Origin of the sequence: Veillonella nakazawae, assembly GCF_013393365.1 — a bacterium.
GTDB classification, from domain to species: domain Bacteria; phylum Bacillota; class Negativicutes; order Veillonellales; family Veillonellaceae; genus Veillonella; species Veillonella nakazawae.
In genome coordinates, this window is record NZ_AP022321.1 from 1,051,858 (window position 1) to 1,075,668 (window position 23,811).

The following is a 23,811-nucleotide window of genomic DNA, read 5'->3' on the forward strand; positions in this document are numbered from 1 at the left end:
GCTAACTCCCACTTTTTTGACGAATCCATAGATTATAAAAGGCGCCCTTTAACTCAATCAATTCGTTGAAAGAACCTTTTTCTTTTATTTTACCATATTCAATATAAACAATTTCATTAGCGTCTTGTACGGTGGATAACCGATGAGCAATGCTTACGATTGTTTTACTGCCACGGATATTTTCGATACTTGCTTGTATTTGTTTTTCCGTATGACTATCAATATTAGCAGTTGCTTCATCTAATAATAAAATAGGTATATTTCTTATTAATGTACGACCAAAGGCTAGTAATTGCTTTTGTCCATCTGATAACAGAGAACCTAAGTACCCAACAGGTGTATTATAGCCTTCAGGTAATTGTTCAATCATAGAATCTAAATTTACTTGTTTTGCAGCTTTTACCATTTCATCATGAGATATAGAGTTATCAAAAAGTGTAAGATTATCTTTAATAGAACCTTTAAATAAGTAAGCTTGTTGGAATACATAGCCCATTAAATGACGAAGTACAGAACTATCATATTTTGAAATATCAATACCATTAATGTAGATAGAACCCTTTGTAGGTTTATAGATACCCATTAGTAAGGACAATAATGTGGACTTACCACTACCGGATGGACCTACAATACCAGTAAAATCACCAGCTTTAATATGTAAGGTAAAATCTTGTAATGCATAGACATCGTTATTCTCATAGGAAAACCAAACATGATCAAATTCAATTGATTCTACAGGAATCAGTTCCTTTGGAACTTCATCTACCATATTTCGCTCTTTTTCCTCTAATAATGGAACTAACCGTTCTGCACCAGCTAATGCACTTTGCAGGGAATTATATTTGTCTGCAATGTCCTTTAATGGTTGAAAAAATCGATCCATATATTGAATGAAAGCAAAAACAGTACCTGCATCAGCTATAGAATCAATTAAATTGGTAGTGGTAAATATAACAATTAATGCTACAAAAAATAATCCATCAACGAGAGGTCTAAAAATAGAAAATGTTGTTACTTCAAAAAGACCGGCTTCTAAAAAACCTTTATTAACAGTTTCATATTTATCTTCTATAGCCTTTTCTCCACCATAGGACTTTACAATAACAATATAATTAAGTAGTTCCTTAATACTCGCATTTGACGCTGCTACGGATCGTCTTACTTGACGAAAAGCCTTTCTAGAGAACTTTTGATATACCCAAATAATGCCACCCATAATAGGCACTAAAATTGTCATAATAATGGCTAATGGTATATTAATAGCATACATAAAGGCTAATATACCGATAATCATTAATCCACTACTAGTTAAATTCAATAATACATCTGTATATAAGGTGCGCAGTGATTCTACATCATTAGTAATTCGAGTCACCCAATTACCAATAGGCAATTTATAAAATTCATCATGTGGTTTATGTAGAATTTTTTGGAACACAATATGGCGAATCTTATAAATAATCTTTTGCCCAAAGCTTTTTAAAAAATAGTTTTCTATGAAAATAAAGCACACACTACCAATGATAGTAAGGCCATATAAAACAGCATAATATTCAATAACGTTAATATCATTTGTGGCAAACCCTAGATCGATTACTTGTTTTGTAATATATGGTCTAAGCAACAATAGGATAAGATTTCCAGCTAGAGCGATTGCTGCGACTAATAGGATTCCTAAATAGGGTTTAATATATGCAGTTATATAGGAGAATAAAGCCCAATCGTTTCTTTCTTTATGCGTTTTCATTTTGAGCCTCTCCTTTCTGTGCTTCATAGAGTGTTTTATATAAACCATTGAGATTTAATAATTCTTCATGTGTCCCCTCTTCAGCTATATGACCTTCATCAAAGACAATAATTTTATCAGCTTTTTCAATAACCTCTAATCGTTGTGAAATACATAATATAGTTTGTGTATTTACTGTATGTAATGTCTCTAAAATAGTATTTACTGTTACTGCATCTAAAGCTGAGAAACAATCATCTAATAATAAATATGGTGCATTTTTATAAAAACCTCGAGCCATATTAATACGTTGCTTTTGACCACCAGATAAATCATGTCCTTCTTCTGCAAGAGTATGTAAGTCATTATCTAATAGATTACCTAAATCTCTATATAGGTCGGCTTTTTTTGCAGCCACCTCTACGGATTCATGCATAGGTAATTCTTTACCAAATTTAATATTATCTTCAATAGTAGTACTCAATAAATAAGATTGAGTTGGTACATAAGCTATTGAATTTCGAAGCTTAGATAAAGGTATATCTGAAATATCTTGGTTCCCAAAATAAATAGATTTAGCGGGGCTTTGTTGCAAACCAATGAGTAATTTAAAGAGCGTACTTTTACCAGAACCAGGTTTACCAACAATGCCTATAAAAGAGCCTTTACGAATAGTTGTAGATACTTGAGACAATGCATGACCTTTAGAATTTTCATAATTAAAATCTAAATATCGTATATTAATATCCTCAAGTGGTAATACTTCAGTTGAGTCATCAATTGACTCTATTGGTAGTCGTAAGAAATCGGTAATACGATCTAAAGATGCCAAGCCTTTTTGTACAATCGAAATGAGTCCACCAAAGCCAATTAAAGGTCCTACGATTAGCATAATGAATGAATTGATAGTTACAAATTCACCTATGGACATTTGACCATCTACAGCTAGGTGACCACATATGAAAATACTGATACTAATACAAATAAAAGGAGCAATTCTCGTTAACGGTGTTAGTACAGAGTCTAGTAAGGCAACCTCCATATTTTTCTTATAATTTAGTTTATTTATTTTCTCAAAAGAATGAGATATAATTCGTTCCCTATTAAAAGCCCTAATTACATCCATTCCTTGAAATAATTCTTGCCCAAATTCTGTCATATCACTATAAGTAGCTTGAGCACTACGCTGTTTAGCACGTAATTTTCTGCCCAACACAAATATTGTAACAATGATAAAGAATACAGGTGTCATGATTTTAAAAGCTAATAGACCATCTATTTTTTGTATTAAAATAATAGATCCTACAATGGAATAAAATATAATATCCACCACAATCATTACACCTAAACCTAACGCTACACGAAGAGATGTAACATCATTTGTCATCAACGCCATAACTTTACCAGGTCCATTTGCCTCATAATATGTTGTTTTTATTTGTAATGCTTTTCTACACAAGATTTCACGAAAAAGGTACTCCATACGACGGATGGAACCAAGTAAGGTGCGTCGCGAAATAACTTTTAGAATCGTTATAATAATAAATAATAAAATAAAGTAAATAATATAATTGACTAATCCCTCTTTATTGTGACTTAGTGTATCGATGGCATTACCAATGAATTGTGGAACAAATAAAAATGCTATATCAATAGCGATTAGCATAGTTAAACCGATGGCATATACCCAACCTTCTCGGCGGAAAAACTGCATAAATAGCTCTATAGATTTCATAGGACCTCTCAGTTAAATTTCTATATTACAGGATTATCATTATTTAAATATACTCCTTATAGTATACACATTTTTTTCATATATCATAATACACCTATACGTATATAATGTAGTTAAAAGATATTTTCTTGATTATAAAGCCAATAATATACTATTTATTCCCTTAAAAACACTATATCGAATTTTTTAGTTTACTTATGGTAATGTAAGTGTTATACTATGCATAGATACAAAACGTATCCTTACGAACATTAGAATTAAAACTCTTAGGAGGAATACAACATGGAAAAACGTACTGGCGTAGTAACATTTGCAGGTGGCCCTATCACATTGGTTGGCCCAGAAGTTAAAGTAGGTCAACAAGCTCCTGACTTCACAGTTTTAAGCAACGACTTACAACCTAAAACATTAAAAGATTTCGAAGGTAAAGTAAAAGTTATCTCCGTTGTTCCTTCCCTTGATACAGGCGTTTGTGACGCTCAAACTCGTTGGTTCAACCAAGATGCTACAGCACTTTCTGATGATGTTGTAGTATTGACAATTTCTATGGACTTGCCTTTCGCTCAAAAACGTTGGTGTGGCGCTGCTGGCGTAGATAAAGTTATTACTTTGTCTGACCACAAAGACGCTTCCTTCGGTGAAAACTATGGCTTCTTGATTGAAGAACTTCGTCTCTTAACTCGTGGCGTAGTAGTAATCAACAAAGAAAATAAAGTAACTTATGTTGAATACGTACCTGAAGTAACTCAAGCAGTTAACTTCGATGCTGCATTAGAAGCAATTAAAGCTGATATCTAATCCTTAGATATTCTCTTGATTTCTTTTTGTATATTGGGATTACAGCAATTGTAAGACTTCTAATTATTGACCATGAATCTGCATTTGATAATTTAATTTGGTCCGTTGCAATTTTTGTACTTGTATGTAGTTTAGTATTAGTAGAAAAGTTTATAGGACATAACGAGTAATAGCTTTAACGACTAAATTATAAAAAGTTAATATGAATAAAAGGGCTCCTACAAATGTAGGAGCCCTTTTTGAGTAATAGAATCAACCGATATTAGAAGATGTTTTTTGCATAGTTAGTATATTTAGCTTCTAATTCTTCCATTTTATCGTTCATTTCAATTTGTAATTGAGATGCTAAGTCATATTCACCGGCATTAAGTGCATCGATTAAACGAGTGAATAAAGATTTGCGATCATCACTATCTTTAGCAAGATAGAAACGTAAGTCATTAACCTCTGCAAAACGTTTATCATCTACACTATTACGGCTATCAGTATGAATAGCTACCATCTTACGAACTGTATCAAGATTATCAGGAATTAAGCGGTGAGCCAATACAAGTTTCCAACGTTTCAAGATAGATGCGATAAAGGAATCCATCAAATCTTTTGCAAATGCATTGCCTTGAGCTAATGTTTCAACTAATTCAGGATTGTTATGGTAACCTTTAATGTTTTCCCATACAGTGGCTGGTGCAACACCAAACATTTGATTACGTTCTTCTTGAGTGAAATCATCGAATACGTCTTTTTCTGTACGATATGCACGATTTGTAGCAAGGTAATCAGCAGATTCACCCACTTCTTTGGAAAGCTCTGCTTCTAATTGTGCTTGTGTTTTACCAGATGTAATAGCATATTTCATACCATCAAATGCAGAGATGAAGATCAATGCTAATGCAGTATATGTATTTGTATAAGGGTTTGGAGAACGCAATTCATAACGTGTAGCCATAGGATTATCGATATCACGAATCAAACCACAAAGGATTGTACGGTTACGGCTTGGTTCGGAAGGATCAGTACCTAAAGATGTAACGATACATACTGGAGCTTCGAAGCCAGGTTTTAAACGATTTAAGGAGTCTGTTGTAGAACTGATAAATGGATTGATTGCTTCATAGTGTTTCAATAACCCCATGATAGCACCAATACCCAAGGAGCTAGCAGATTCTTTACGCATATCTTCTGGGCTAAACAAGTTTACAAGTTTACCAGATTTTAATTTAGCCATAACACCAAAGTGTGTATGTTCACCAGAACCAGCTACGCCAATAATAGGTTTTGCATTGAATGTTACATCAAGACCATTTTCACGGAACACTTCACGAACAATAATACGAGCTTGTAATTCATTATCTGCTGTTTGTAATGGGTTATTAGAGAATTTCCAGTCGATTTCTAATTGTTCTAGTACAACTGCTTCATGACCATCTTCATCAAGTTTAGCTTTAACGCCACCTACTTCCTTATGGCCCATTTCTGCAACCATACCGTATTGGTCTAAGCGTTCAACTGCTTGTTCTAATGCAGTACGAACTGTACCATGTGTACGTTGCCAGTATTGTTCTTGTAATTTTTGAGATACGGATAATTCTTTTTTGGTAACTGTTCTAGATGGAGTTTTTACCCAGAATTCCAATTCTGTAGCAGATGTAAAGATAATGTCTACAACGTCATCAGCTTTCACATGAGGCATACCAGGTAGACCATGTTCTTTGATCAAGGATAATAGTTCTGCACGAACATAATCACAGCTGTTTTTTAAGATAGAACGAGAGTCAACATAACGGTAGTTATGCATCAAGAATGCAGGAATACGAAGTGTACCAGTTGGTAAACCTGTTGCTTCATCGATATTTTCATAGTTATAATCAACGAACCAGTTTACACTTGGGTCGCCCCACATATCTACACGTGCATTATTCAATGTGGCGATATTTGTAAGTACTACAGAAGAACCATCTGTTTGAACAGCACGACCTTCAAAGAATGCCTCATAATCATCAAAGAATGCTGCCATAGGGATTTTTTCATCTGTATCATTACCAGCTAAATCAATACCTACAAGAGATACAAATTTAATTTCTGGATGTTGTTCTAATAGTGCAAGAACACCTTCTTTACCATATTGACCTGCTGGAATGTAATACAATAAATCTTTAGTACTTGTCATAATGGTTCCTCCTAAAAATAAAAAGACTCCAACAAATAGATATATATTCCATATATCTAAAGTGGAGTCTTCGTTGACCAATTATTTTGTTGCACTCATAATATCATATAGTGAAAATATATGTCAATAACTTTCTATAGAATTTCATAATACTCTTAACTATAGTTTTAGAGTTCTATGTTAATGAATTAAATATACTAACTATATCAACCGTTTAATTAGCTATTTTACAATATATTATCCAAGTAACTCTTTAACGATATTATTAACTATTTTACCATCTGCACGACCTTTAGTTTTTGGCATTACATGTTTCATAACATTCCCCATATTTACAGCATCGCCACATGCAGAAATCGCTTCTTTTACGACTGTACGAATTTCATCTTCACTCATTTGAGCTGGTAAATATTTTTGTAGTACTGCCATCTCTTCTTTTACATGAGAGATTAAGTCTTCACGACCCGCTTTTTCAAATTCAACTAAAGAATCTTGGCGAGTTTTCATTTCTTTCGCCAAAATGCCAAGAATACCATTATCATCAAGCTCCACTTTATCATTGATTTCTGCATTCTTAATAGCACTATTAACCATTCGAATTACAGATAAAGCCGTTTTTCCTTCTTCACGAGCTTTCATAGCCGCTTTCATATCTTCTTTTAATTGATCTTTTAAGCTCATAGTTCCTCCTATTTTATATATAAAGAAACCCTAATTCTGGATTTCATGAAGCCATGAAAAGGCAGAATTAGGGTAATCATCTTATGCTCTGAATTTGCGTTTTCTTGCTGCTTCAGATTTTTTCTTTCTTTTTACGCTTGGTTTTTCGTAGTGTTCGCGTTTTCTTACTTCAGACAAAACACCCGCTTTTTGGCAGGAGCGTTTGAATCGACGAAGAGCACTTTCAAGCGTTTCGTTTTTACCGACTTTGATTTCAGACATCTATATCCCTCCCTCCAAAAATAATCTCGGGAAGTGCTGATAATTTACATACGCACATATAATATTATATGTATAGGTATAGATGTTGTCAATATTTTCCGGTATATTTTATAGGAATTTTAATAAGTATTATAAAAAGAATACATTATACTCAATTTTAAGCTTCAGGCCAGCCCATTTCTTCGCCACCTAAAAGATGTGCATGCATATGGAATACAGTTTGACCTGCTTTTGCGCCAGTATTAAAGATCAAACGATAACCATCTTTAGAAATACCTAGTTCTTTTGCTACATCACGTACGAATGGCAATAAACCTTCTACATAGTCTTCATTTTTTTCAGTAAGATGAGCAATGTTAGCTACGTGATTTTTTGGCACAATAAGAACATGTACTTTTTTCACTGGTTCAATATCATGGAATGCATAAAATTTATCGTTTTCTAATACTTTTTTAGATGGAATTTCACCATTGATAATTTTACAGAAAATGCAATCACTCATAATTAGACTCCTTATTCAATAATTAAATAATTATCTTCTAAACCAACAACAGTACCTCCGATTAGATCACCAATCTTATGTAATCCATCAGACTTTACTTTACCATTTACATACTCATTTGTTAAGCCCATATAGTATCCATGCTCTTCCTTTTCGATGAGAATCTCACCAGGCTTACCAATGCGAGATTTTGCGTATGCTTCATAACCAGATTGGCTAAGACCATTCAAAAGTGCTACACGAGTTTTCTTTACAGCTTCAGGTACTTGATCCGGCATAGTAGCTGCAGGTGTGCCCTCACGAATAGAGTATGGGAATGCATGAATATGGGTAAACCCAATTTCCCGTACTGTATTTAATGTTTCTTCAAAGTCTTCATCTGTTTCTTGCGGGAAACCTGCAATAATATCAGTCGTAATTGATAAATCTTTAATACGAGAACGCAAACTTGCAATCAAGTCTTTATATTCTTGCAATGTATAATGGCGTTTCATCAACTTTAATACATGATCAGAACCAGCTTGTAGTGGTAAATGTAAATGTGGACAAACACGTTTATTAGTAGCCATTAATTCTACTAACTCATCAGAAACCTCTACCGACTCAATAGACCCGAAACGAATACGATATAAATTAGGAATCTCTAATAAAGCTTTTACTACATCGGCTAATGTAGGGCGACCTGGTAATTCTACACCATAATTCCCTAAATGTATACCTGTTAATACGATTTCATGGAATCCATGTTCTACTAAACGTTTTGCCTCTTGTACAATATCATCCACTTTACGAGATTTCAATTTTCCTCGAGTATAAGGAATGATACAAAAGGCGCAATAGTTATTACAACCTTCTTGAATTTTCATGAAAGCACGAGCTTTGTCAGATTCATTACCATATAATGGCATTTCTTCAAAGTTAGACTCGTTCATAATATCTCTAACAGCATTGATTTGACGTTCTGTAGATTCTAATTGCTCTACTAGCTCAACGATTTTAGATCGATTGTTTGTACCTATCACAAGGTTAACACCATCAATAGCAGCAATCGCATCTGGATCAAGTTGAGCATAACAACCAGTTACAATAACATAGGCATCTTCATTTTGACGCTTAGCCTTACGAATTAATTGACGGGATTTTTTTTCCCCCATATTCGTTACAGAACATGTATTAATTACATATATATCCGCTTTTTCATCGAAGTCTACTGCTTCGTAATTATTTTGTAAAAATAAACCTTTCATAGCATCTGTGTCATACTGATTGACACGACAGCCCAAGGTTGTAAAAGCAACGGTTTTCATTACACCTCTTTATTCTTGTTTAATTTATAGTTCTAATTCATATTGAATCATTGCTAATGATCCAATGGCAGCTGTTTCTGCTCGTAAAATAGTATTGCCCAGCGATACTGATTTACCGCCACTCTCTATAATAGCATTGATTTCCTTCTCTTGATAGCCCCCCTCTGGACCAATACAGATTAGAATATCAGTTATAGTTTGATTAGTGTGTACTAATTGTAGTGCGGACTTAATAGTATGACCATCTTCATTTTCATAAGCTACTAATTTTAATGCGTCAGCTTCGATTGTTAATACTTGTGAAAGCGTTTCACCTACTACAAGTGTGGGCAGTTGATTGCGGCCACACTGTTGGGCTGCTTCTAACATAATTTTTTCCCAACGACTGACTTTTGATTGTAGTTTCTTATCATCATATTTAGCTACACAGTTTGCCGTAGATACAAGATAAATGGTATCTACATTTAATTCCGTCGCTTTTTGTAATACCCATTCTAACTTTTCACCTTTCAATAAGGATTGAACTAGAATAGTTCGATACGACGATACATCAATCGCTACATATTCAATAAGTTTAGCCTGTGCTATACCATCAACTTCATCAGTAATCTGATAGATACCACAACGATTATCACTGCCCGTTACAGTAATGGGTTCCTCTATATTATGACGAAATACATGTAACACATGATGCGTCACATCTTTCGGTAATTCTATTCTTTCATCTAATGGTGTAGGAATAAAAATCTTTTTCATCGCTTTTCTAGCGCAAATGTATGCCAAGGCCCTGCAATGCGCTCCTCAATAATATGCCAATTAGCCTTAATATATGGCATGATTTCATCATACCGATCATCTATAATGCCACTTATAATTAAAATTCCCTTATCCTCTAGTTTTTTACCAATTTGAGGTAATAGTATTTTAAGTGGATCCACTGTTAAGTTAGCTAAAATTAATTGGGCAGTACCATTGAAATCACTATCCAAATTACCACAAATAATCTCTGCAGATACATGATTATTCTCACAGTTAATACGAGCTTGATTGGCAGCATATTCCTCAATATCAATACCAACCAAATGCTTGATTCCTAAATGTGCTGCTACCAATAAGAGAATACCCGTTCCTGTACCAATATCTAAACAAGTAACTTGATTAAGATCCATGGATTCACTATAAGATTTCAATAGTTCGGCACATGTACGTGTTGTCTCATGAGAGCCAGTACCAAAGGAAATATCTGAATCGATTTCTATAATTGTTTTATTGTCGACGTTATCATATTCTTGCCATGCAGGTTTAATTACAATATTTGGTAATATTTCTGTAGGCTCAATATATTGTTGCCAAGAATTTAACCACGTAGATTCGTCTAGTATATGAGCATCTATTGATTTTACCGTAATATTTGCCTCTGTAAGACGTTTTTCTAAGTCTTCTTTAATCACATCGGCATCAAGTGTTGGATCAGCGTAGAGCGTTAATTTTATTAAATTAGGTTGTTCTTCAATATCTTCTTCTATAATTCCATTGTCTGCGTAATCGTCAAAAAGAGTAGTCACCTCATCGGTGGCTACTCTTTCACAGACAATGGATACTTCTATCCACTGCATATATGCTCCTTTATAGGGAATGTGATGGAACAAACCATTCCTTCACATGAGCTGTTCATTTCGTTAAACAGTCCTTGATTTTTTCAAAGAGACTTTTGCTCACTTGCAAGTTATTTACATCTTCATTGCTTTCATTAGCAAAGCGTAATAACAACTCACGTTGAGTATCGGTCAATTTTTTAGGCGTTTGGACAGTTACTACAATATGTTGGTCCCCTCTTTGGTTAGGGTTACGCAAATATGGAATACCTTTGCCCTTTACGCGGAATGCCGTTCCCGTTTGAGTACCTTCCGGAATCTTTAACTCTACTTTACCATCTAAGGTGTTAACTTGTATAGTCGCACCAAGAGCAGCTTGAGCAAAGCTAATATTCACACGGCTAATAACGTCATTACCATTTCGTTCAAATTCCTTATGAGGACGAACAAAAATATATACATAAAGATCGCCTTTAGGGCCACCTAAGATACCTGGTTCACCTTCATTAGCAACGCGTAAGCGAGAACCACTATCTACACCTGCTGGAATTTTAATAGAAATCTTGCGTTTTGCAAGCATTTCACCTGTACCACGGCATTTAGAACAAGGTTTTTCAATGCTTTTACCAGTACCATGACAGCGAGAACAAGTGCGAACGGATTGCATACGCCCAAATGGAGTATTTTGAATAACCGCTTCTTGACCAGAACCATGACAGTTTGGACAAGTATCGACACGAGATCCTGGTTCACCACCAGTACCATGACAGTGATCACATTCTTCATGACGATGCACTTCTATTTCCATAGATTTACCAAAGGCTGCATCTTCAAAGGAAATATCAATATCTTCGCGCAAGTCATTGCCTTTTTGAGGGCCTTGTTGTTGGCGTCCACCACCAAACATGCCTCCAAAAATGTCGCCAAAGATATCACCAAATCCGCCAGCTTGACCACCGAAACCTCCAAAGCCTCCTTGGAAACCACCGGCGCCAGCGCCGCCTCCTTGTTTGAAGGCGTCGTGGCCGAATTGGTCATATTGAGCTTTTTTAGTTTCGTCAGACAATACTTCGTAAGCTTCGTTCGCTTCTTTAAACTTTGCTTCTGCTTCCTTAGGATTATCTTTATTTACATCTGGATGGTATTGGCGTGCCTTTTTACGGAAGGCCTTTTTGATTTCATCTTGAGAGGCATTTTTGCTAACCCCTAGGATGTCATAATAATCACGTGCCATTAGTTACCAACCCTTCTTATTTCTTGTCGTCATCCACTACTGTGTAATCAGCATCAACTACATTGTCATCAGATTTTGTTTGTTGTTGACCTTGATCTGCACCACCAGCTGCTTGTTGAGCTTGTTGTGCTGCTGCATACATTTGTTCTGCTAATTTATGTAATGGTTGTTCCAAAGCTTCACTATCTTTTTTGATGTCTTCAATGTTGCCAGCTTCGATAGATTTTTTCAATTTATCTTTTGCTTCTTCAACTTCTTTCAATAAAGCAGTATCGCCTTTACCATCAAGTTCTTTCAATGCTTTTTCAGCTTGATATACCAAGGAGTCTGCATTATTTTTAACATCTAATTCTTCTTTTCTAGCTTTATCTTCTGCAGCATGTGCTTCAGCTTCTTTAACCATACGATCGATTTCGTCTTCTTTTAATCCGCTAGAAGAAGTAATTGTAATTTTTTGTTCTTTTTGAGTACCCAAATCTTTAGCTTTTACGTGTACGATACCATTAGCATCGATATCGAATGTTACTTCGATTTGAGGAACCCCACGAGGAGCTGCTGGGATACCATCCAAGTTGAATCGACCCAATGTTTTATTATCTGCTGCGAACTCACGTTCACCTTGCAATACATGGATATCTACAGATGGTTGGTTATCTGCTGCAGTGGAGAATACTTGAGATTTAGATGTAGGAATTGTAGTGTTACGATCGATAATACGTGTGAATACACCACCCATTGTTTCAATACCAAGAGACAATGGAGTTACATCAAGCAACAATACGTCTTTTACTTCACCTACTAATACACCACCTTGAATAGCAGCACCAATAGCTACACATTCATCAGGGTTAACGTTTTTAGTTGGTTCTTTACCCAATACTTTTTTAATAGCTTCTTGTACAGCTGGAATACGGCTAGAGCCACCAACTAACAATACTTTATCGATATCAGAAGCGGAAAGACCAGCATCTTGCATAGCTTTACGTGTAGGTTCAATAGTAGCTTGTACCAAGTCAGCAGTCAATTCTTCAAATTTGGCACGAGTTAATGTTACGTCTAAGTGTTTAGGACCAGTAGCATCAGCTGTGATGAATGGCAAATTGATATTTGTACTTGCTACGCCAGACAATTCAATTTTAGCTTTTTCAGCAGCTTCTTTTAAACGTTGATCAGCTAATTTATCATTGGATAAATCGATACCAGTTTCTTTTTTGAATTCTTCAATAAGGTAGTTCATGATGCGTTGGTCGAAGTCATCGCCACCAAGATGGTTATTACCAGATGTTGCCAATACTTCGAATACGCCATCACCAAGTTCAAGGATAGATACGTCGAATGTACCACCACCAAGGTCAAATACAAGAACTTTACCGTCTTCATCTTTATCTACACCATATGCAAGAGCAGCTGCTGTAGGTTCGTTGATGATACGAAGTACTTCAAGACCTGCAATCGCACCAGCGTCTTTTGTAGCTTGACGTTGAGCATCTGTAAAGTATGCAGGAACTGTAATAACAGCTTGTTTAACAGGCTCGCCCAAGTAAGCTTCTGCATCAGCTTTGATTTTTTGAAGAATCATAGCAGAAATTTCTTGAGGAGTATAAGATTTACCTTCTACAGTTACTTTGTAGTCTGTACCCATGTGACGTTTAATAGAAATGATTGTGTTTTCTGGGTTAGATACAGCTTGACGTTTAGCCAATTGACCTACTAAACGTTCGCCATTTTTTGCAAAACCAACAACGGAAGGAGTAGTACGAGCGCCTTCTTGGTTAGTAATAACCGTAGGTTCGCCGCCTTCCATAACCGCAACACAAGAGTTTGTAGTACCTAAATCAATACCAATTACCTTTGCCATAATATATGCCTCCTAAAACCTTTATAATCTATTCAACAACTTTTACCATTGCAGGACGAATACAACGACCATCAACAGTATAGCCAGTTTGCAATACTTCACATACCGTATCAGATTCATATTCATCTGACGGCACTCGCATAATCGCTTGATGGAAATTTGGATCAAATGGTTTACCTACCGCATCGATAACGGCTAAACCATGTTTAGATAGCATAGCCATCAAGTTTTGATGGATCATGATAAATCCATCAAGGAATACCTTTGCATCACCTTCCACTGGGCTTTGAACAGCTCGTTCAAAGTTATCTAATACAGGAAGTAGATCTGTAAGTACATCCCCTTTAACATATCCTGCAAGTTGCTCTTTTTCTTGATTAGTACGACGTTTGAAGTTGTCGAAGTCCGCTTGTAAACGCTTGTAGCGATTATCAAAGTCTGCTTTGAGCTCCTCTAACACTTGAGCTGCATCAGCCACAACTTCTTCAGCTTCCTCAACAGTTGGTTCCTCTACATTTGTAGCTTCCACTGTTTCGTCCACTGTTTCTTGTTTAATGTCTTGTTCTTCAGCCATTATATGCCCTTTCTATTTTTGTTCTTTTACCATAGATTCCATTATATGTTTCATATGAGACAACATACCAATGATACGACCATACTCCATTCGTGTCGGTCCTAGAATAGCAAGAGTACCGATAGGCTGATCTTGATTTGTAAAATCAGCTTGTACCACACTCATCGATTGAAGTGCTTCGGTATCATTTTCATTGCCAATCTTTACCTTCACAGGTGTAGGTGAATCATCCTTTAATAATTGTCCCAATTGATTTTGTTCTTCCACTAATGAAAGCAAGGGTTGCACTTTTTCAACAGACTTAAACTCTGGTTGATTTAACAACTCTGTGGTACCTACAGAATAGAACAACTTACGTTTATTAATTGCTCGTAATAATGTTTCTGAAAGGATCATCAAAATCCCTTGTGGACCTTCCATATGAATCAAAAGTGTTCCTAACGCTTCAGCCGTTACATGACCAATACCTATATTCTGTAAAGCATTGCTAAATTGCATAGCTAAACTTTGTAATACATCAGGCGAAACGCCTTCAGTAAAGTACATTAATTCATTATCAAGAGCACCAGTCTCAGTAATAACAACCATAACAGCTTGATGTGAATCAAGCGGCAATACATGAATGTATTTGATTAATGCTCTATCATAGGCTGGAGCTAAGAACAAACTCATACTATGGCTCACTTGTGATAATAATTTAGCCATATTTAAGAAGAGCTCACTCGTAGATCCATTAGAATGTTTCCATAACATTTCAATTTTCTCAGCATCCTGTAATGGAACAGGTTGTTGATTCAACATAGAATCAACATATAAGCGATAGCCTTTAGCTGAAGGAATACGTCCCGCCGATGTATGAGGTTGCTCCAAATAGCCTAACTCCTCTAAATCGGACATTTCATTTCGTACTGTTGCAGGACTAATACCAAGATTATAATTCTTTGCAATCGTCCTGGAACCTACAGGTTCAGCAGATTTAACGTAGTCTTCAATTATGGCTCGCAAGATGCGCTGTTTTCTTTCATCCATAATGACACCTCTTGTTAGCACTCATAAACTTTGAGTGCTAATCGCATGTATAATATTATCACATTGGAAAAAATTGTCAAGCAAAAAAATCCTTAAAAAGTCAAATAATATCTATTTAGTCAAAAAGACAATTGAATATTTTTAATTAATTAGTCAAAAAATCAAAGTGTAATAATTAGAAAACACTTATACTATCTACATTTATGTCATATCCTAAAATCTAAAAAGTAGAATATGATGGTCTAATAAAATTTTTATTATTAAAACCATAAAATAGTATAAGTGTTTATATATATCATAATTTTATTGTTACTAAAATTCGGAGAAAAACTAATAACTCTCTAGATAAACGAACAGATTAAGTACTATAAAACCATTCGCACTTAAAATATAGCAACTTATAGTTCTACACCTTCTAAGGGATTACCTAGGCGTTCTAATAATTTTCCCATACGCTCACGAGGCTCTCCATGTTCTGCATACCAATCTACTAAGATATCTACAGCTTTTTTGGATTGCTCAACAGTAAGCTTTCTAGCCAAAATTTTACCAGCCTCTGGTCGCATTCCTGTATTGCCACCAACAGCCAACATAAATCCTTGAGATGTACCAATAAAAGCAATATCTTTTACCATTGCATCTGGACAGTTACGACCACAGCCACTGATACCAATTTTGCACTTGTGAGATGTTTTTCGGCCGTAATGTTTTCTCTCTACATAATCAGCCAATTCTTTAGTTTCCATTTGGCCATTTTTACAATAGCCTTTACCTACGCAGGCGATTAAGGAATTAACACCCCTATGAATAACAGTGGTTACGCCTTCTGGTAATTCAGAGATAAGTTTTTCCTTATCGTCTTTTTCAATACCTGTAATTTGTATACCTGTTACTACATGGCGGAAAGATCCTCCATATTTTTCAGCCAGTTCTATGCATGCCTTCATTTGATCTAAAGTAAATTCATTATGTAAACCGTGTAATATGACAGATGTCTTCATCGTTCCTCCTCAAATCTAGCATGCTTATTCATCATCATCCTATTTATACTAACATATTAAATTTTGAGAAACTGTGAGAAATTACTCTCGAATAAATTGACTAAACACATAATTCCCATGCTTGGCGCCTTCAGGGGTTAAATGATAACTACCATTTTGATACTCTAATAAGCCTTTAGTAACCAAATCTTCTAATATATTACCAAATAAGTTATGAACAGATACACCAAATCTATCCTCAAATTTTTGCTCATCAAGGCCCCACTTAGTGCGAAGCGCTAAGAAGCAAAAGTCCTCTTGTGCTCGCTCTACAGTAATCGTCTCCGTATCGATAGTAGGCATAATGTATCGATCAACGGATTGTATATAAGGCATCACATTACGATTGTTACTACGGCGGACTCCATCATAGAAGGAATGCGCACCTGCACCAAATCCTAAATAGTCTATATAATGCCAATATTTTAAATTATGACGACTGTAGAAATTACCCTTCGCGAAATTTGAAATCTCGTATCGCTCAAACCCTAGTGCTTTTAAACCAGACATCATCGTATCATACATTGACTCATCTATACTTTCACTAGGAATAGAGATCAAGTTCTTTTGTACTAAATGATATAAATAAGTGCCTACCTCAACTTGTAAACCATACGTAGAAATATGATTAATTGGTAAATCTTTTACAATATTTAAATTATGCTGAATATCCTCTAAGGTTTGTCGTGGCAAGCCATAAATTAAATCAATATTAATATCTGTAAATCCAGCCTCTTTAGCATCATAAACAGCTTGTTTAGCCTTTTCCCCATCATGACTGCGATGCAGCATGGTAAGCGCCTTATCATCAAAGGTTTGAACACCAAAACTAATGCGATTAAAACCTAGTTTAACTAACTTAGTTAGATACTGTAGATCTACTTCACCAGGATTAGACTCTATAGTCATATGGCAATCGTCAGTAATAGTAAAAGTACTTTTAATTTTATCTACAATCATCTGTAGCTGTTGTATTGATAATTCAGTAGGTGTTCCACCACCAAAATAAATAGTATCAATAGGTTTCGATTTAGACTCTGGGTGTTCTGACACCCATAAATCCATTTCTTGTACTAATGCATAGACATAGGTTTCATAATAATCTTGTAAATTTTGATAGGCTGGAAAATCACAATACATACATTTCTGTTTACAAAAAGGGATATGGACATACAAGCCCATATCCCCAAGTGTAGACAGATTCAGGATATTAGAATCTGTTTTCATTATATTAGTCCTCAACCTTGAGAATAGCCATAAATGCTTCTTGTGGAATCTCTACAGAGCCCACAGACTTCATACGTTTCTTACCAGCTTTTTGTTTTTCTAAGAGTTTACGTTTACGAGAAATATCACCGCCGTAACACTTCGCCAAAACGTCTTTACGCCACGCTTTTACAGTCTCACGAGCCACAATTTTCGTGCCCACCGCTGCTTGAATTGGAATTTCAAACATTTGACGAGGAATCAATTCTTTTAATTTTTCAGCTAACGCACGACCACGTGTAGAAGCACGGTCCTTATGTACGATAATAGACAATGCATCCACAGGATCACCATTTAACAGAATATCCATCTTAACCATTGGAGATTGTTTATACCCAATCAACTCATAGTCAAGAGACGCATAACCCTTGGTAGCAGATTTCAATTTATCAAAGTAGTCGTAAATAATTTCACTCAAAGGCAAGTGATACACAACAGATACACGTGTTTCATCCAAATATTCCATGGATTGATATTCACCACGTTTATCTTGAGATAACTCCATAATAGTACCAACAAAGTCTTTAGGCACAATTGTAGTAGCTTTTACATATGGTTCTTCAATGTAATCGATTTCAGTTGGTGGTGGTAATTTAGCAGGGTTATCCACTTCAAGCATTTCTCCATTCGTCTTATAAATCTTGTAGTTTACAGATGGAGCTGTTGTAATAAGGGATAAGTTATATTCACGCTCTAACCGTTCTTGAATTACATCCATATGTAACAGCCCAAGGAAGCCACAACGGAAACCAAAACCCAATGCTAAAGATGTTTCAGCTTCATATTCTAAAGCAGCATCATTAAGCTGTAACTTTTCTAATGCATCACGAAGATTTTCATAGTCCTTAGAATCTGTTGGATACAAGCCACAATATACCATGGATACGGCTTTTCGATAGCCTGGTAATGGTTCTGGTGCAGGATTATCAGCTAATGTTACCGTATCACCTACGTGACAGTCTGCTACATTCTTAATACTTGCCGCAATACAACCTACAGAACCACATGATAATTCCTGAACAGGCACAAGATTTGGTGTAAAGATACCGAGCTCAGTTACATCAAAATCCTTATTATCATGCATCATGCGAATGGTATCTTTTGCTTTAATAGTACCTTCTTTTACACGCACATAAGCAATTGCACCTTTATAAGCATCAAAGCGGCTATCAAAAATCAATGCTCTTGTTGGTTCATCAGATTTATCTGGTGGTGCAGGCACCTTATTTACAATGGCTTCTAAAATATCTGGAATGCCAATGCCAGATTTAGCAGAACATAATACTGCTTCTGATGCGTCTAAACCAATGATATCTTCAATTTCATGTCTAACCCGATCAGGATCGGCAGAAGGCAAATCAATTTTGTTAATAACAGGAATAATTTCAAGATCATGTTCTAAAGCGAGATACACATTTGCCAACGTTTGAGCTTCTACACCTTGTGCAGCATCTACTACTAGTAATGCACCTTCACAAGCTGCAAGAGAACGAGATACTTCATAGCTGAAATCCACATGGCCAGGAGTATCGATAAGGTTCAAAGTATACTCTTCTCCATCTTGTGCTTTATACAAAATTCGAACAGATTGTGCCTTAATAGTAATACCACGTTCTCGTTCCAAATCCATGGAGTCTAGGACTTGCGCTTCCATTTCTCGTTTTTGTAATGTGCCAGTATATTCAATTAATCTGTCGGCGATGGTAGATTTACCATGGTCAATATGAGCTATAATACAGAAGTTTCTAATCTTTTTCGTTGACATACTATGTAAACAAGTTCAAGGAACTTGTATTCTCCTTTCTAACATACGCGATCGATAACAGCACCTCCTAATAGTTGAGTGCCATTATAAAAGGCTACGGACTGACCTGGTGTAATAGCCCGTTGTGGTTCTTCGAAGATAACTTTCATCGTATCATCATCTAAGATACGTGCAGTACAAGGTGAAGGATTTGCTGCATAGCGAATTTTACCTTCTACCTTTAATTCTTTATGAATTGTATCATCTAAGAAATTATAGAACTTACAAATCATACGATTCGTAAATAGTCGATCATTAGGACCTACAATGACTTCATTGCGTTCACCATTAAAGCCAATTACATATAATGGATGCTTATATGCAATCCCTAGGCCCTTACGTTGGCCTATAGTGTAGTTAAATAAACCATTATGCTTACCTAATACCTCACCATCTTCAGTAACGATATTACCAGACTTTGGTTTATCTTTCATTTCTTCTACTACAAGCTTTTGATAGTTCCCATGAGGCAAGAAGCAAATATCTACACTATCTGGTTTTTTAGCTACTGGCAAATCATATTCAGCAGCTAATTTACGTGTTTCAGTCTTACATTGCCCACCTAGTGGGAACATGAGATGACTCAAAATGCGTTGGTTCATATTGTACATAACATAGCTTTGATCTTTGGTAGGATCAACGCCTTTATGTAATTCATATAAACCAGTTTCTTCATTATAATTAACCTGTGCATAATGGCCAGTAACCATATGTGTTGCACCAAGTTCAAGGGCTCGATTGAGCATCAAATCAAATTTGATATTTTTATTACAGAATACACAAGGATTTGGCGTACGACCATAGGCATATTCTTTTACGAAGTAATCTACTACATTATCGTAGAATACATCACGAGCATCAATAATATGATGCTCAATACCAAGAAAATCACACATCTTCTTAGCATCTGTTACAGCGAGCGGCACTGAATCATAAGGTGTACCACTCACCCACAGCCATAGGGTAATACCAAATACTTTATAGCCTTGTTTTAGTAGCATTGCAGCAGTTAAAGAACTATCTACGCCGCCACTCATAGCTACAGCGATAACTTTTTCCATACTTTCTCCTTTTAATGATCTCTTGATCATAAAACTAATCAGGGTGAAAGCCTGACGTGTAAAACACTAGTTCGGTGTAAAAGTCCGAGTAGTATTGCTATGAAATTATAGCAACTTATATTATAGCCTAGAATTAGGTATATTGAAAAGATTTGAAATAAAAAGAATCCCTTTCATCAAAAGAAAGAGATTCTAATTATTATCTATGTTTTAGTAATTCTTCTGCAGCACCTAAAATACCTAGCATAGAATGTTCAAATACAAGTCCACCTTGCATAAAAATCGTATACGGAGGGCGAACAGGACCATCTGCACTTAATTCAATAGATGAGCCTTGTACAAAGGTACCACCGGCCATGATGATTTTATCTTCGTAGCCAGGCATATCGCCAGGAATTGGATGTACGTGGGCATCTACAGGAGAATATGCTTGCATACCTACACAGAAGTGCTCCATTTCTTCTCCATTTTTTAAATTGATAGCTTGGATTAAATCATAGCGTTCAGCATTTACCTTAGGGAAAACATCATACCCTAACAATTCACCTACTGCAGCTGTATATACAGCCCCTTTAAGAGCTTGTAATACTACGTGAGGAGCCATAAATAAGCCTTGGAAGAATAATCGGTAACCAGGCGCATAAGAGCCCATATGATCACCAAGTCCTGGAGCAGTCAGTTGATACGCTGCATCTTCAACTAAGTCTTCACGACCTACGATATAGCCACCAGTTGGTGCCAAACCGCCACCTGCATTTTTAATGAGAGAGCCCGCCATAATATCTGCACCAGCTTCTAAAGGCTCTTGCAGTTCTGTAAACTCACCATAACAATTATCTACAAAACAAATAGTATTCGAGTTTTTAGCTTTTACAGCATCTACAATAATCTTAATATCCGCAATAGATAATGGTTCACGCGTACTATAACCACGAGAGCGTTGAATCACTACTACTCGCGTATTGTCATTAACAGCATTAGCGATGGCTTCTACATCATACGTATTATCTTTTAAAGGTACCTCAGTATAGGTAAACCCCTTTTCTACAAGAGATCCACGCACTTCACGAGATGCACCGATAACAGATTGCATCGTATCGTAAGGAGCCCCAACTGCATAGATAAATTCAGTCCCTTTTGAACCATTCCCCATTAAAGAAATCAAAGTTGTTGCTAGTGCATGAGTACCAGAAACAAAATGGGGACGAACAATGGCTTTTTCACCTTTAAATACATAGGCGAATACTTCATCTAACTTCTCACGGCCCACATCGTTATAACCATAACCCGTAGTACCTGTAAAATGATAATCAGATACTTGGCACTCTTTAAAGGCTTCTAACACCTTTTTTGTATTGGCTAATGCAATAGGTTCAAACTTTTTAAATTCAGGTTCAGCCATCTCAAGGGCTTTACTACGTATTTCTTCTAATGTCATGCTAATCCTTCTCTACGAATTAATTCCATAGCTTTATTAAATATAAAATCTTTAGATGTATTATTATCAATATGAATCCATTCAATATATGGCATGCGCTTATACCAAGTGATTTGTCGCTTGGCAAAATGACGAGTATTTTTCTTAATTAAATCGCGGCATTCATCGAGGCTAATACTACCATTCATATAGTCTACAACCTCTTTATAACCAATCCCCTTAAAAGCTTGGCAATCTGGATTTACTCCAGACTTAATGAGTTGTTCTACTTCTTTAATCAAACCTGCATCAAACATCATATCAACGCGAAAATTGATGCGCTCATATAACTGATCACGATCTCTCATAAGACCAATAACAGGCCCTTTATATGATACACCATCTTTTGTCTGATTACGTAATGAATCTACATCACCATGATGTAATATTTCAACAGCTCGATACAAACGATGCTTATCACTATATTGAATTTCTATATTATGTTCTTTTCCTAAGGTGATAGCATATTCTCGTAAACCATCAATACCTTTAGCATTAAATAGCTCATCTAGTTCTGATCGTAAACTTTTATTAGGCTTAACGTCATTAAAGTTATAGTTCTCTAATAACGATTGAACATATAACCCTGTACCACCAGAGAGAATAGGAAGAATATTCCTGTCATTTAATCTACCAATTATCTCTTTAGCTTGATTCTGGAAAATAGACACTGAATATGAATCATTTGGTTCTAAAATATCGATAAGATGATGTTTCACACGCTTAAGTTCATCCGCCGATGGTTTAGCGGTACCAATATTGAGTTGTTTATATACTTGGTAAGCATCACCAGAAATAACCTCAGCATGTAGCTGTTCTGCTAAGTCCAAGGTTAGATCTGTTTTGCCTACCGCCGTTGGTCCAACGATGGTAATTAAGGGATTCACATTAACTCCTTCATATATACACCATAGCCTATACGACTATATTTTCCGCCCACCCATTGATGCGGTGGATAGTTTTGAAAGACCGAACTAAATGGTCGTTCTTTAATAATAACACCATACGTGGCAACACGCATAGCCTGTGCCATGATTTTATCCTCTATATGACTTTCCACAGTATGTCCCCGAAGAGGTTTGAATTGAGGACTTTCCTCTACAGGAACTTCAAACATAGGATCAAAATAAATAATATCAATACTATTGTCAGGTAGGTTTGGTAAATAATGCTCAAAGTTATCATGATTTACTTTAATACGTCGCAATACATTCGTTACACTATCGTCACTATGAATATAATGAGCTAAGCCATGACTAGTGGCAAGCCATATAGGTAAAGACCCTTCTAGACCAGTTATTTGAGCCTGTGGGTAACCATAACTCACTACAATACTGTCACTACCAAGACCAATTGTACAGTCTAAAAATGTAAATTTATCTCTATTAGATAATCCTTTTTTATCTAATATGACTTGTACCGCATTAACTAGATGATCCCCTTCACCGCGTTGTAAACGCAATATACGTAATTGAGCCATAGACAAATGAAAGGTATGTTGTTGATTTTCTGGGAAATGAATCGTTAATCCAGAACCAGCAAGAACCGCAATATATTCGCATTGATACTTACCGAATAAGGCTGGTATCGATGTTTTACCTCGTTTAATATATGTCATATGCATAGAGGAAGCCAATGCTTTGGCTTCCTCCTGAATGGCCTCATTAGATTTTTGAGATGTCGTTAGTATATTCAT

The 23,811-nt window shown here is 35.8% G+C and carries 21 protein-coding genes and 1 pseudogene; 2 read left to right on the plus strand and 20 right to left on the minus strand.

All coding sequences use genetic code 11. From position 1 onward, the window contains the following. Nucleotide 1: 1 nt before the first annotated feature. Nucleotides 2–1,747, minus strand: coding sequence for an ABC transporter ATP-binding protein (locus tag VEIT17_RS04710; protein WP_178885001.1), 1,746 nt, complete (start codon nucleotides 1,745–1,747; stop codon nucleotides 2–4). Beyond that, a complete protein-coding gene (locus VEIT17_RS04715; RefSeq protein WP_178885003.1) occupies nucleotides 1,734–3,461 on the minus strand; it encodes an ABC transporter ATP-binding protein in 1,728 nt (575 codons plus the stop codon). The genes VEIT17_RS04710 and VEIT17_RS04715 overlap by 14 nt, the downstream gene beginning before the upstream one ends. 282 nt (nucleotides 3,462–3,743) lie before the next feature. On the opposite strand from VEIT17_RS04715, the gene tpx reads away from it, so the two are divergent. Then, nucleotides 3,744–4,259 (plus strand): thiol peroxidase, encoded by a 516-nt coding sequence (gene tpx, locus VEIT17_RS04720; protein WP_024064190.1) that lies wholly within the window; start codon nucleotides 3,744–3,746, stop codon nucleotides 4,257–4,259. Beyond that, nucleotides 4,259–4,429: a phosphate-starvation-inducible PsiE family protein gene (locus VEIT17_RS04725; protein WP_277872769.1), complete on the plus strand. Its 171-nt coding sequence runs from the start codon at nucleotides 4,259–4,261 to the stop codon at nucleotides 4,427–4,429. The genes tpx and VEIT17_RS04725 overlap by 1 nt, the downstream gene beginning before the upstream one ends. A 92-nt stretch (nucleotides 4,430–4,521) precedes the next feature. Here the strand turns inward: VEIT17_RS04725 and VEIT17_RS04730 are convergent, their stop codons facing one another. From VEIT17_RS04730 to VEIT17_RS04815, 18 genes and pseudogenes are all read right to left on the minus strand, one after another. After that, the gene (locus VEIT17_RS04730; protein ID WP_178885005.1) at nucleotides 4,522–6,426 is read right to left on the minus strand and encodes a type I glutamate--ammonia ligase; all 1,905 of its coding nucleotides are present in this window, start codon (nucleotides 6,424–6,426) and stop codon (nucleotides 4,522–4,524) included. 237 nt (nucleotides 6,427–6,663) lie between these two features. Beyond that, nucleotides 6,664–7,107 carry a GatB/YqeY domain-containing protein gene (locus VEIT17_RS04735; RefSeq protein ID WP_178885007.1) on the minus strand — a complete coding sequence of 148 codons (444 nt, stop codon included), beginning with the start codon at nucleotides 7,105–7,107 and terminating at the stop codon, nucleotides 6,664–6,666. 81 nt (nucleotides 7,108–7,188) lie between these two features. After that, nucleotides 7,189–7,368 carry a 30S ribosomal protein S21 gene (gene rpsU / locus VEIT17_RS04740; protein WP_004695751.1) on the minus strand — a complete coding sequence of 60 codons (180 nt, stop codon included), beginning with the start codon at nucleotides 7,366–7,368 and terminating at the stop codon, nucleotides 7,189–7,191. Between the two features lie 157 nt (nucleotides 7,369–7,525). Further along, nucleotides 7,526–7,870: a histidine triad nucleotide-binding protein gene (locus VEIT17_RS04745; RefSeq protein WP_024063776.1), complete on the minus strand. Its 345-nt coding sequence runs from the start codon at nucleotides 7,868–7,870 to the stop codon at nucleotides 7,526–7,528. An 11-nt stretch (nucleotides 7,871–7,881) separates the two neighbouring features. After that, on the minus strand, nucleotides 7,882–9,177 hold the full coding sequence (mtaB, locus tag VEIT17_RS04750; RefSeq protein ID WP_178885009.1) for a tRNA (N(6)-L-threonylcarbamoyladenosine(37)-C(2))-methylthiotransferase MtaB: 1,296 nt from the start codon (nucleotides 9,175–9,177) through the stop codon (nucleotides 7,882–7,884). A 24-nt stretch (nucleotides 9,178–9,201) separates the two neighbouring features. Continuing rightward, nucleotides 9,202–9,933, minus strand: coding sequence for an RsmE family RNA methyltransferase (locus VEIT17_RS04755; RefSeq protein WP_119208676.1), 732 nt, complete (start codon nucleotides 9,931–9,933; stop codon nucleotides 9,202–9,204). Continuing rightward, the gene (locus VEIT17_RS04760) at nucleotides 9,930–10,793 is read right to left on the minus strand and encodes a 50S ribosomal protein L11 methyltransferase (RefSeq protein WP_129823004.1); all 864 of its coding nucleotides are present in this window, start codon (nucleotides 10,791–10,793) and stop codon (nucleotides 9,930–9,932) included. The genes VEIT17_RS04755 and VEIT17_RS04760 overlap by 4 nt, the downstream gene beginning before the upstream one ends. A 55-nt stretch (nucleotides 10,794–10,848) precedes the next feature. Then, on the minus strand, nucleotides 10,849–12,006 hold the full coding sequence (gene dnaJ, locus VEIT17_RS04765) for a molecular chaperone DnaJ (RefSeq protein ID WP_004695739.1): 1,158 nt from the start codon (nucleotides 12,004–12,006) through the stop codon (nucleotides 10,849–10,851). A gap of 16 nt (nucleotides 12,007–12,022) precedes the next feature. Next, complete coding sequence (gene dnaK, locus VEIT17_RS04770; protein WP_129823003.1) at nucleotides 12,023–13,864, minus strand: molecular chaperone DnaK; 1,842 nt, start codon at nucleotides 13,862–13,864, stop codon at nucleotides 12,023–12,025. 28 nt (nucleotides 13,865–13,892) lie between these two features. Then, on the minus strand, nucleotides 13,893–14,438 hold the full coding sequence (gene grpE, locus VEIT17_RS04775) for a nucleotide exchange factor GrpE (RefSeq protein ID WP_119208672.1): 546 nt from the start codon (nucleotides 14,436–14,438) through the stop codon (nucleotides 13,893–13,895). Then, nucleotides 14,438–15,467: pseudogene (hrcA, locus tag VEIT17_RS04780) on the minus strand (heat-inducible transcriptional repressor HrcA). Before hrcA ends, grpE begins: the two are co-directional and overlap by 1 nt. Before the next feature lie 398 nt (nucleotides 15,468–15,865). After that, entirely contained in the window at nucleotides 15,866–16,468 is a 603-nt protein-coding gene (locus VEIT17_RS04785; protein ID WP_060924627.1) for a nitrite/sulfite reductase domain-containing protein, read from the minus strand. Between the two features lie 81 nt (nucleotides 16,469–16,549). Continuing rightward, nucleotides 16,550–17,734 (minus strand): radical SAM family heme chaperone HemW, encoded by a 1,185-nt coding sequence (gene hemW, locus VEIT17_RS04790; RefSeq protein WP_178885011.1) that lies wholly within the window; start codon nucleotides 17,732–17,734, stop codon nucleotides 16,550–16,552. A 4-nt stretch (nucleotides 17,735–17,738) separates the two neighbouring features. After that, complete coding sequence (gene lepA, locus VEIT17_RS04795) at nucleotides 17,739–19,538, minus strand: translation elongation factor 4 (protein WP_178885013.1); 1,800 nt, start codon at nucleotides 19,536–19,538, stop codon at nucleotides 17,739–17,741. Nucleotides 19,539–19,576: 38 nt separating this feature from the next. Next, nucleotides 19,577–20,638, minus strand: coding sequence for a tRNA 2-thiouridine(34) synthase MnmA (mnmA, locus tag VEIT17_RS04800; protein WP_178885015.1), 1,062 nt, complete (start codon nucleotides 20,636–20,638; stop codon nucleotides 19,577–19,579). A gap of 199 nt (nucleotides 20,639–20,837) precedes the next feature. Beyond that, nucleotides 20,838–22,076, minus strand: coding sequence for a methionine gamma-lyase family protein (locus tag VEIT17_RS04805; protein WP_178885017.1), 1,239 nt, complete (start codon nucleotides 22,074–22,076; stop codon nucleotides 20,838–20,840). After that, entirely contained in the window at nucleotides 22,073–23,002 is a 930-nt protein-coding gene (gene miaA, locus VEIT17_RS04810; RefSeq protein ID WP_178885019.1) for a tRNA (adenosine(37)-N6)-dimethylallyltransferase MiaA, read from the minus strand. The genes VEIT17_RS04805 and miaA overlap by 4 nt, the downstream gene beginning before the upstream one ends. Then, complete coding sequence (locus tag VEIT17_RS04815; RefSeq protein WP_178885021.1) at nucleotides 22,999–23,811, minus strand: class I SAM-dependent methyltransferase; 813 nt, start codon at nucleotides 23,809–23,811, stop codon at nucleotides 22,999–23,001. The genes miaA and VEIT17_RS04815 overlap by 4 nt, the downstream gene beginning before the upstream one ends.

Coding starts and splice junctions, on each gene's coding strand:
- VEIT17_RS04710 (WP_178885001.1), bottom strand. CDS start 1,747: ATGAAAACGCATAAAGAAAGAAACGATTGGGCTTTATTCTCCTATATA.
- VEIT17_RS04715 (WP_178885003.1), bottom strand. CDS start 3,461: ATGAAATCTATAGAGCTATTTATGCAGTTTTTCCGCCGAGAAGGTTGG.
- tpx (WP_024064190.1), top strand. CDS start 3,744: ATGGAAAAACGTACTGGCGTAGTAACATTTGCAGGTGGCCCTATCACA.
- VEIT17_RS04730 (WP_178885005.1), bottom strand. CDS start 6,426: ATGACAAGTACTAAAGATTTATTGTATTACATTCCAGCAGGTCAATAT.
- VEIT17_RS04735 (WP_178885007.1), bottom strand. CDS start 7,107: ATGAGCTTAAAAGATCAATTAAAAGAAGATATGAAAGCGGCTATGAAA.
- rpsU (WP_004695751.1), bottom strand. CDS start 7,368: ATGTCTGAAATCAAAGTCGGTAAAAACGAAACGCTTGAAAGTGCTCTT.
- VEIT17_RS04745 (WP_024063776.1), bottom strand. CDS start 7,870: ATGAGTGATTGCATTTTCTGTAAAATTATCAATGGTGAAATTCCATCT.
- mtaB (WP_178885009.1), bottom strand. CDS start 9,177: ATGAAAACCGTTGCTTTTACAACCTTGGGCTGTCGTGTCAATCAGTAT.
- VEIT17_RS04755 (WP_119208676.1), bottom strand. CDS start 9,933: ATGAAAAAGATTTTTATTCCTACACCATTAGATGAAAGAATAGAATTA.
- VEIT17_RS04760 (WP_129823004.1), bottom strand. CDS start 10,793: ATGCAGTGGATAGAAGTATCCATTGTCTGTGAAAGAGTAGCCACCGAT.
- dnaJ (WP_004695739.1), bottom strand. CDS start 12,006: ATGGCACGTGATTATTATGACATCCTAGGGGTTAGCAAAAATGCCTCT.
- dnaK (WP_129823003.1), bottom strand. CDS start 13,864: ATGGCAAAGGTAATTGGTATTGATTTAGGTACTACAAACTCTTGTGTT.
- grpE (WP_119208672.1), bottom strand. CDS start 14,438: ATGGCTGAAGAACAAGACATTAAACAAGAAACAGTGGACGAAACAGTG.
- VEIT17_RS04785 (WP_060924627.1), bottom strand. CDS start 16,468: ATGAAGACATCTGTCATATTACACGGTTTACATAATGAATTTACTTTA.
- hemW (WP_178885011.1), bottom strand. CDS start 17,734: ATGAAAACAGATTCTAATATCCTGAATCTGTCTACACTTGGGGATATG.
- lepA (WP_178885013.1), bottom strand. CDS start 19,538: ATGTCAACGAAAAAGATTAGAAACTTCTGTATTATAGCTCATATTGAC.
- mnmA (WP_178885015.1), bottom strand. CDS start 20,638: ATGGAAAAAGTTATCGCTGTAGCTATGAGTGGCGGCGTAGATAGTTCT.
- VEIT17_RS04805 (WP_178885017.1), bottom strand. CDS start 22,076: ATGACATTAGAAGAAATACGTAGTAAAGCCCTTGAGATGGCTGAACCT.
- VEIT17_RS04815 (WP_178885021.1), bottom strand. CDS start 23,811: ATGAATATACTAACGACATCTCAAAAATCTAATGAGGCCATTCAGGAG.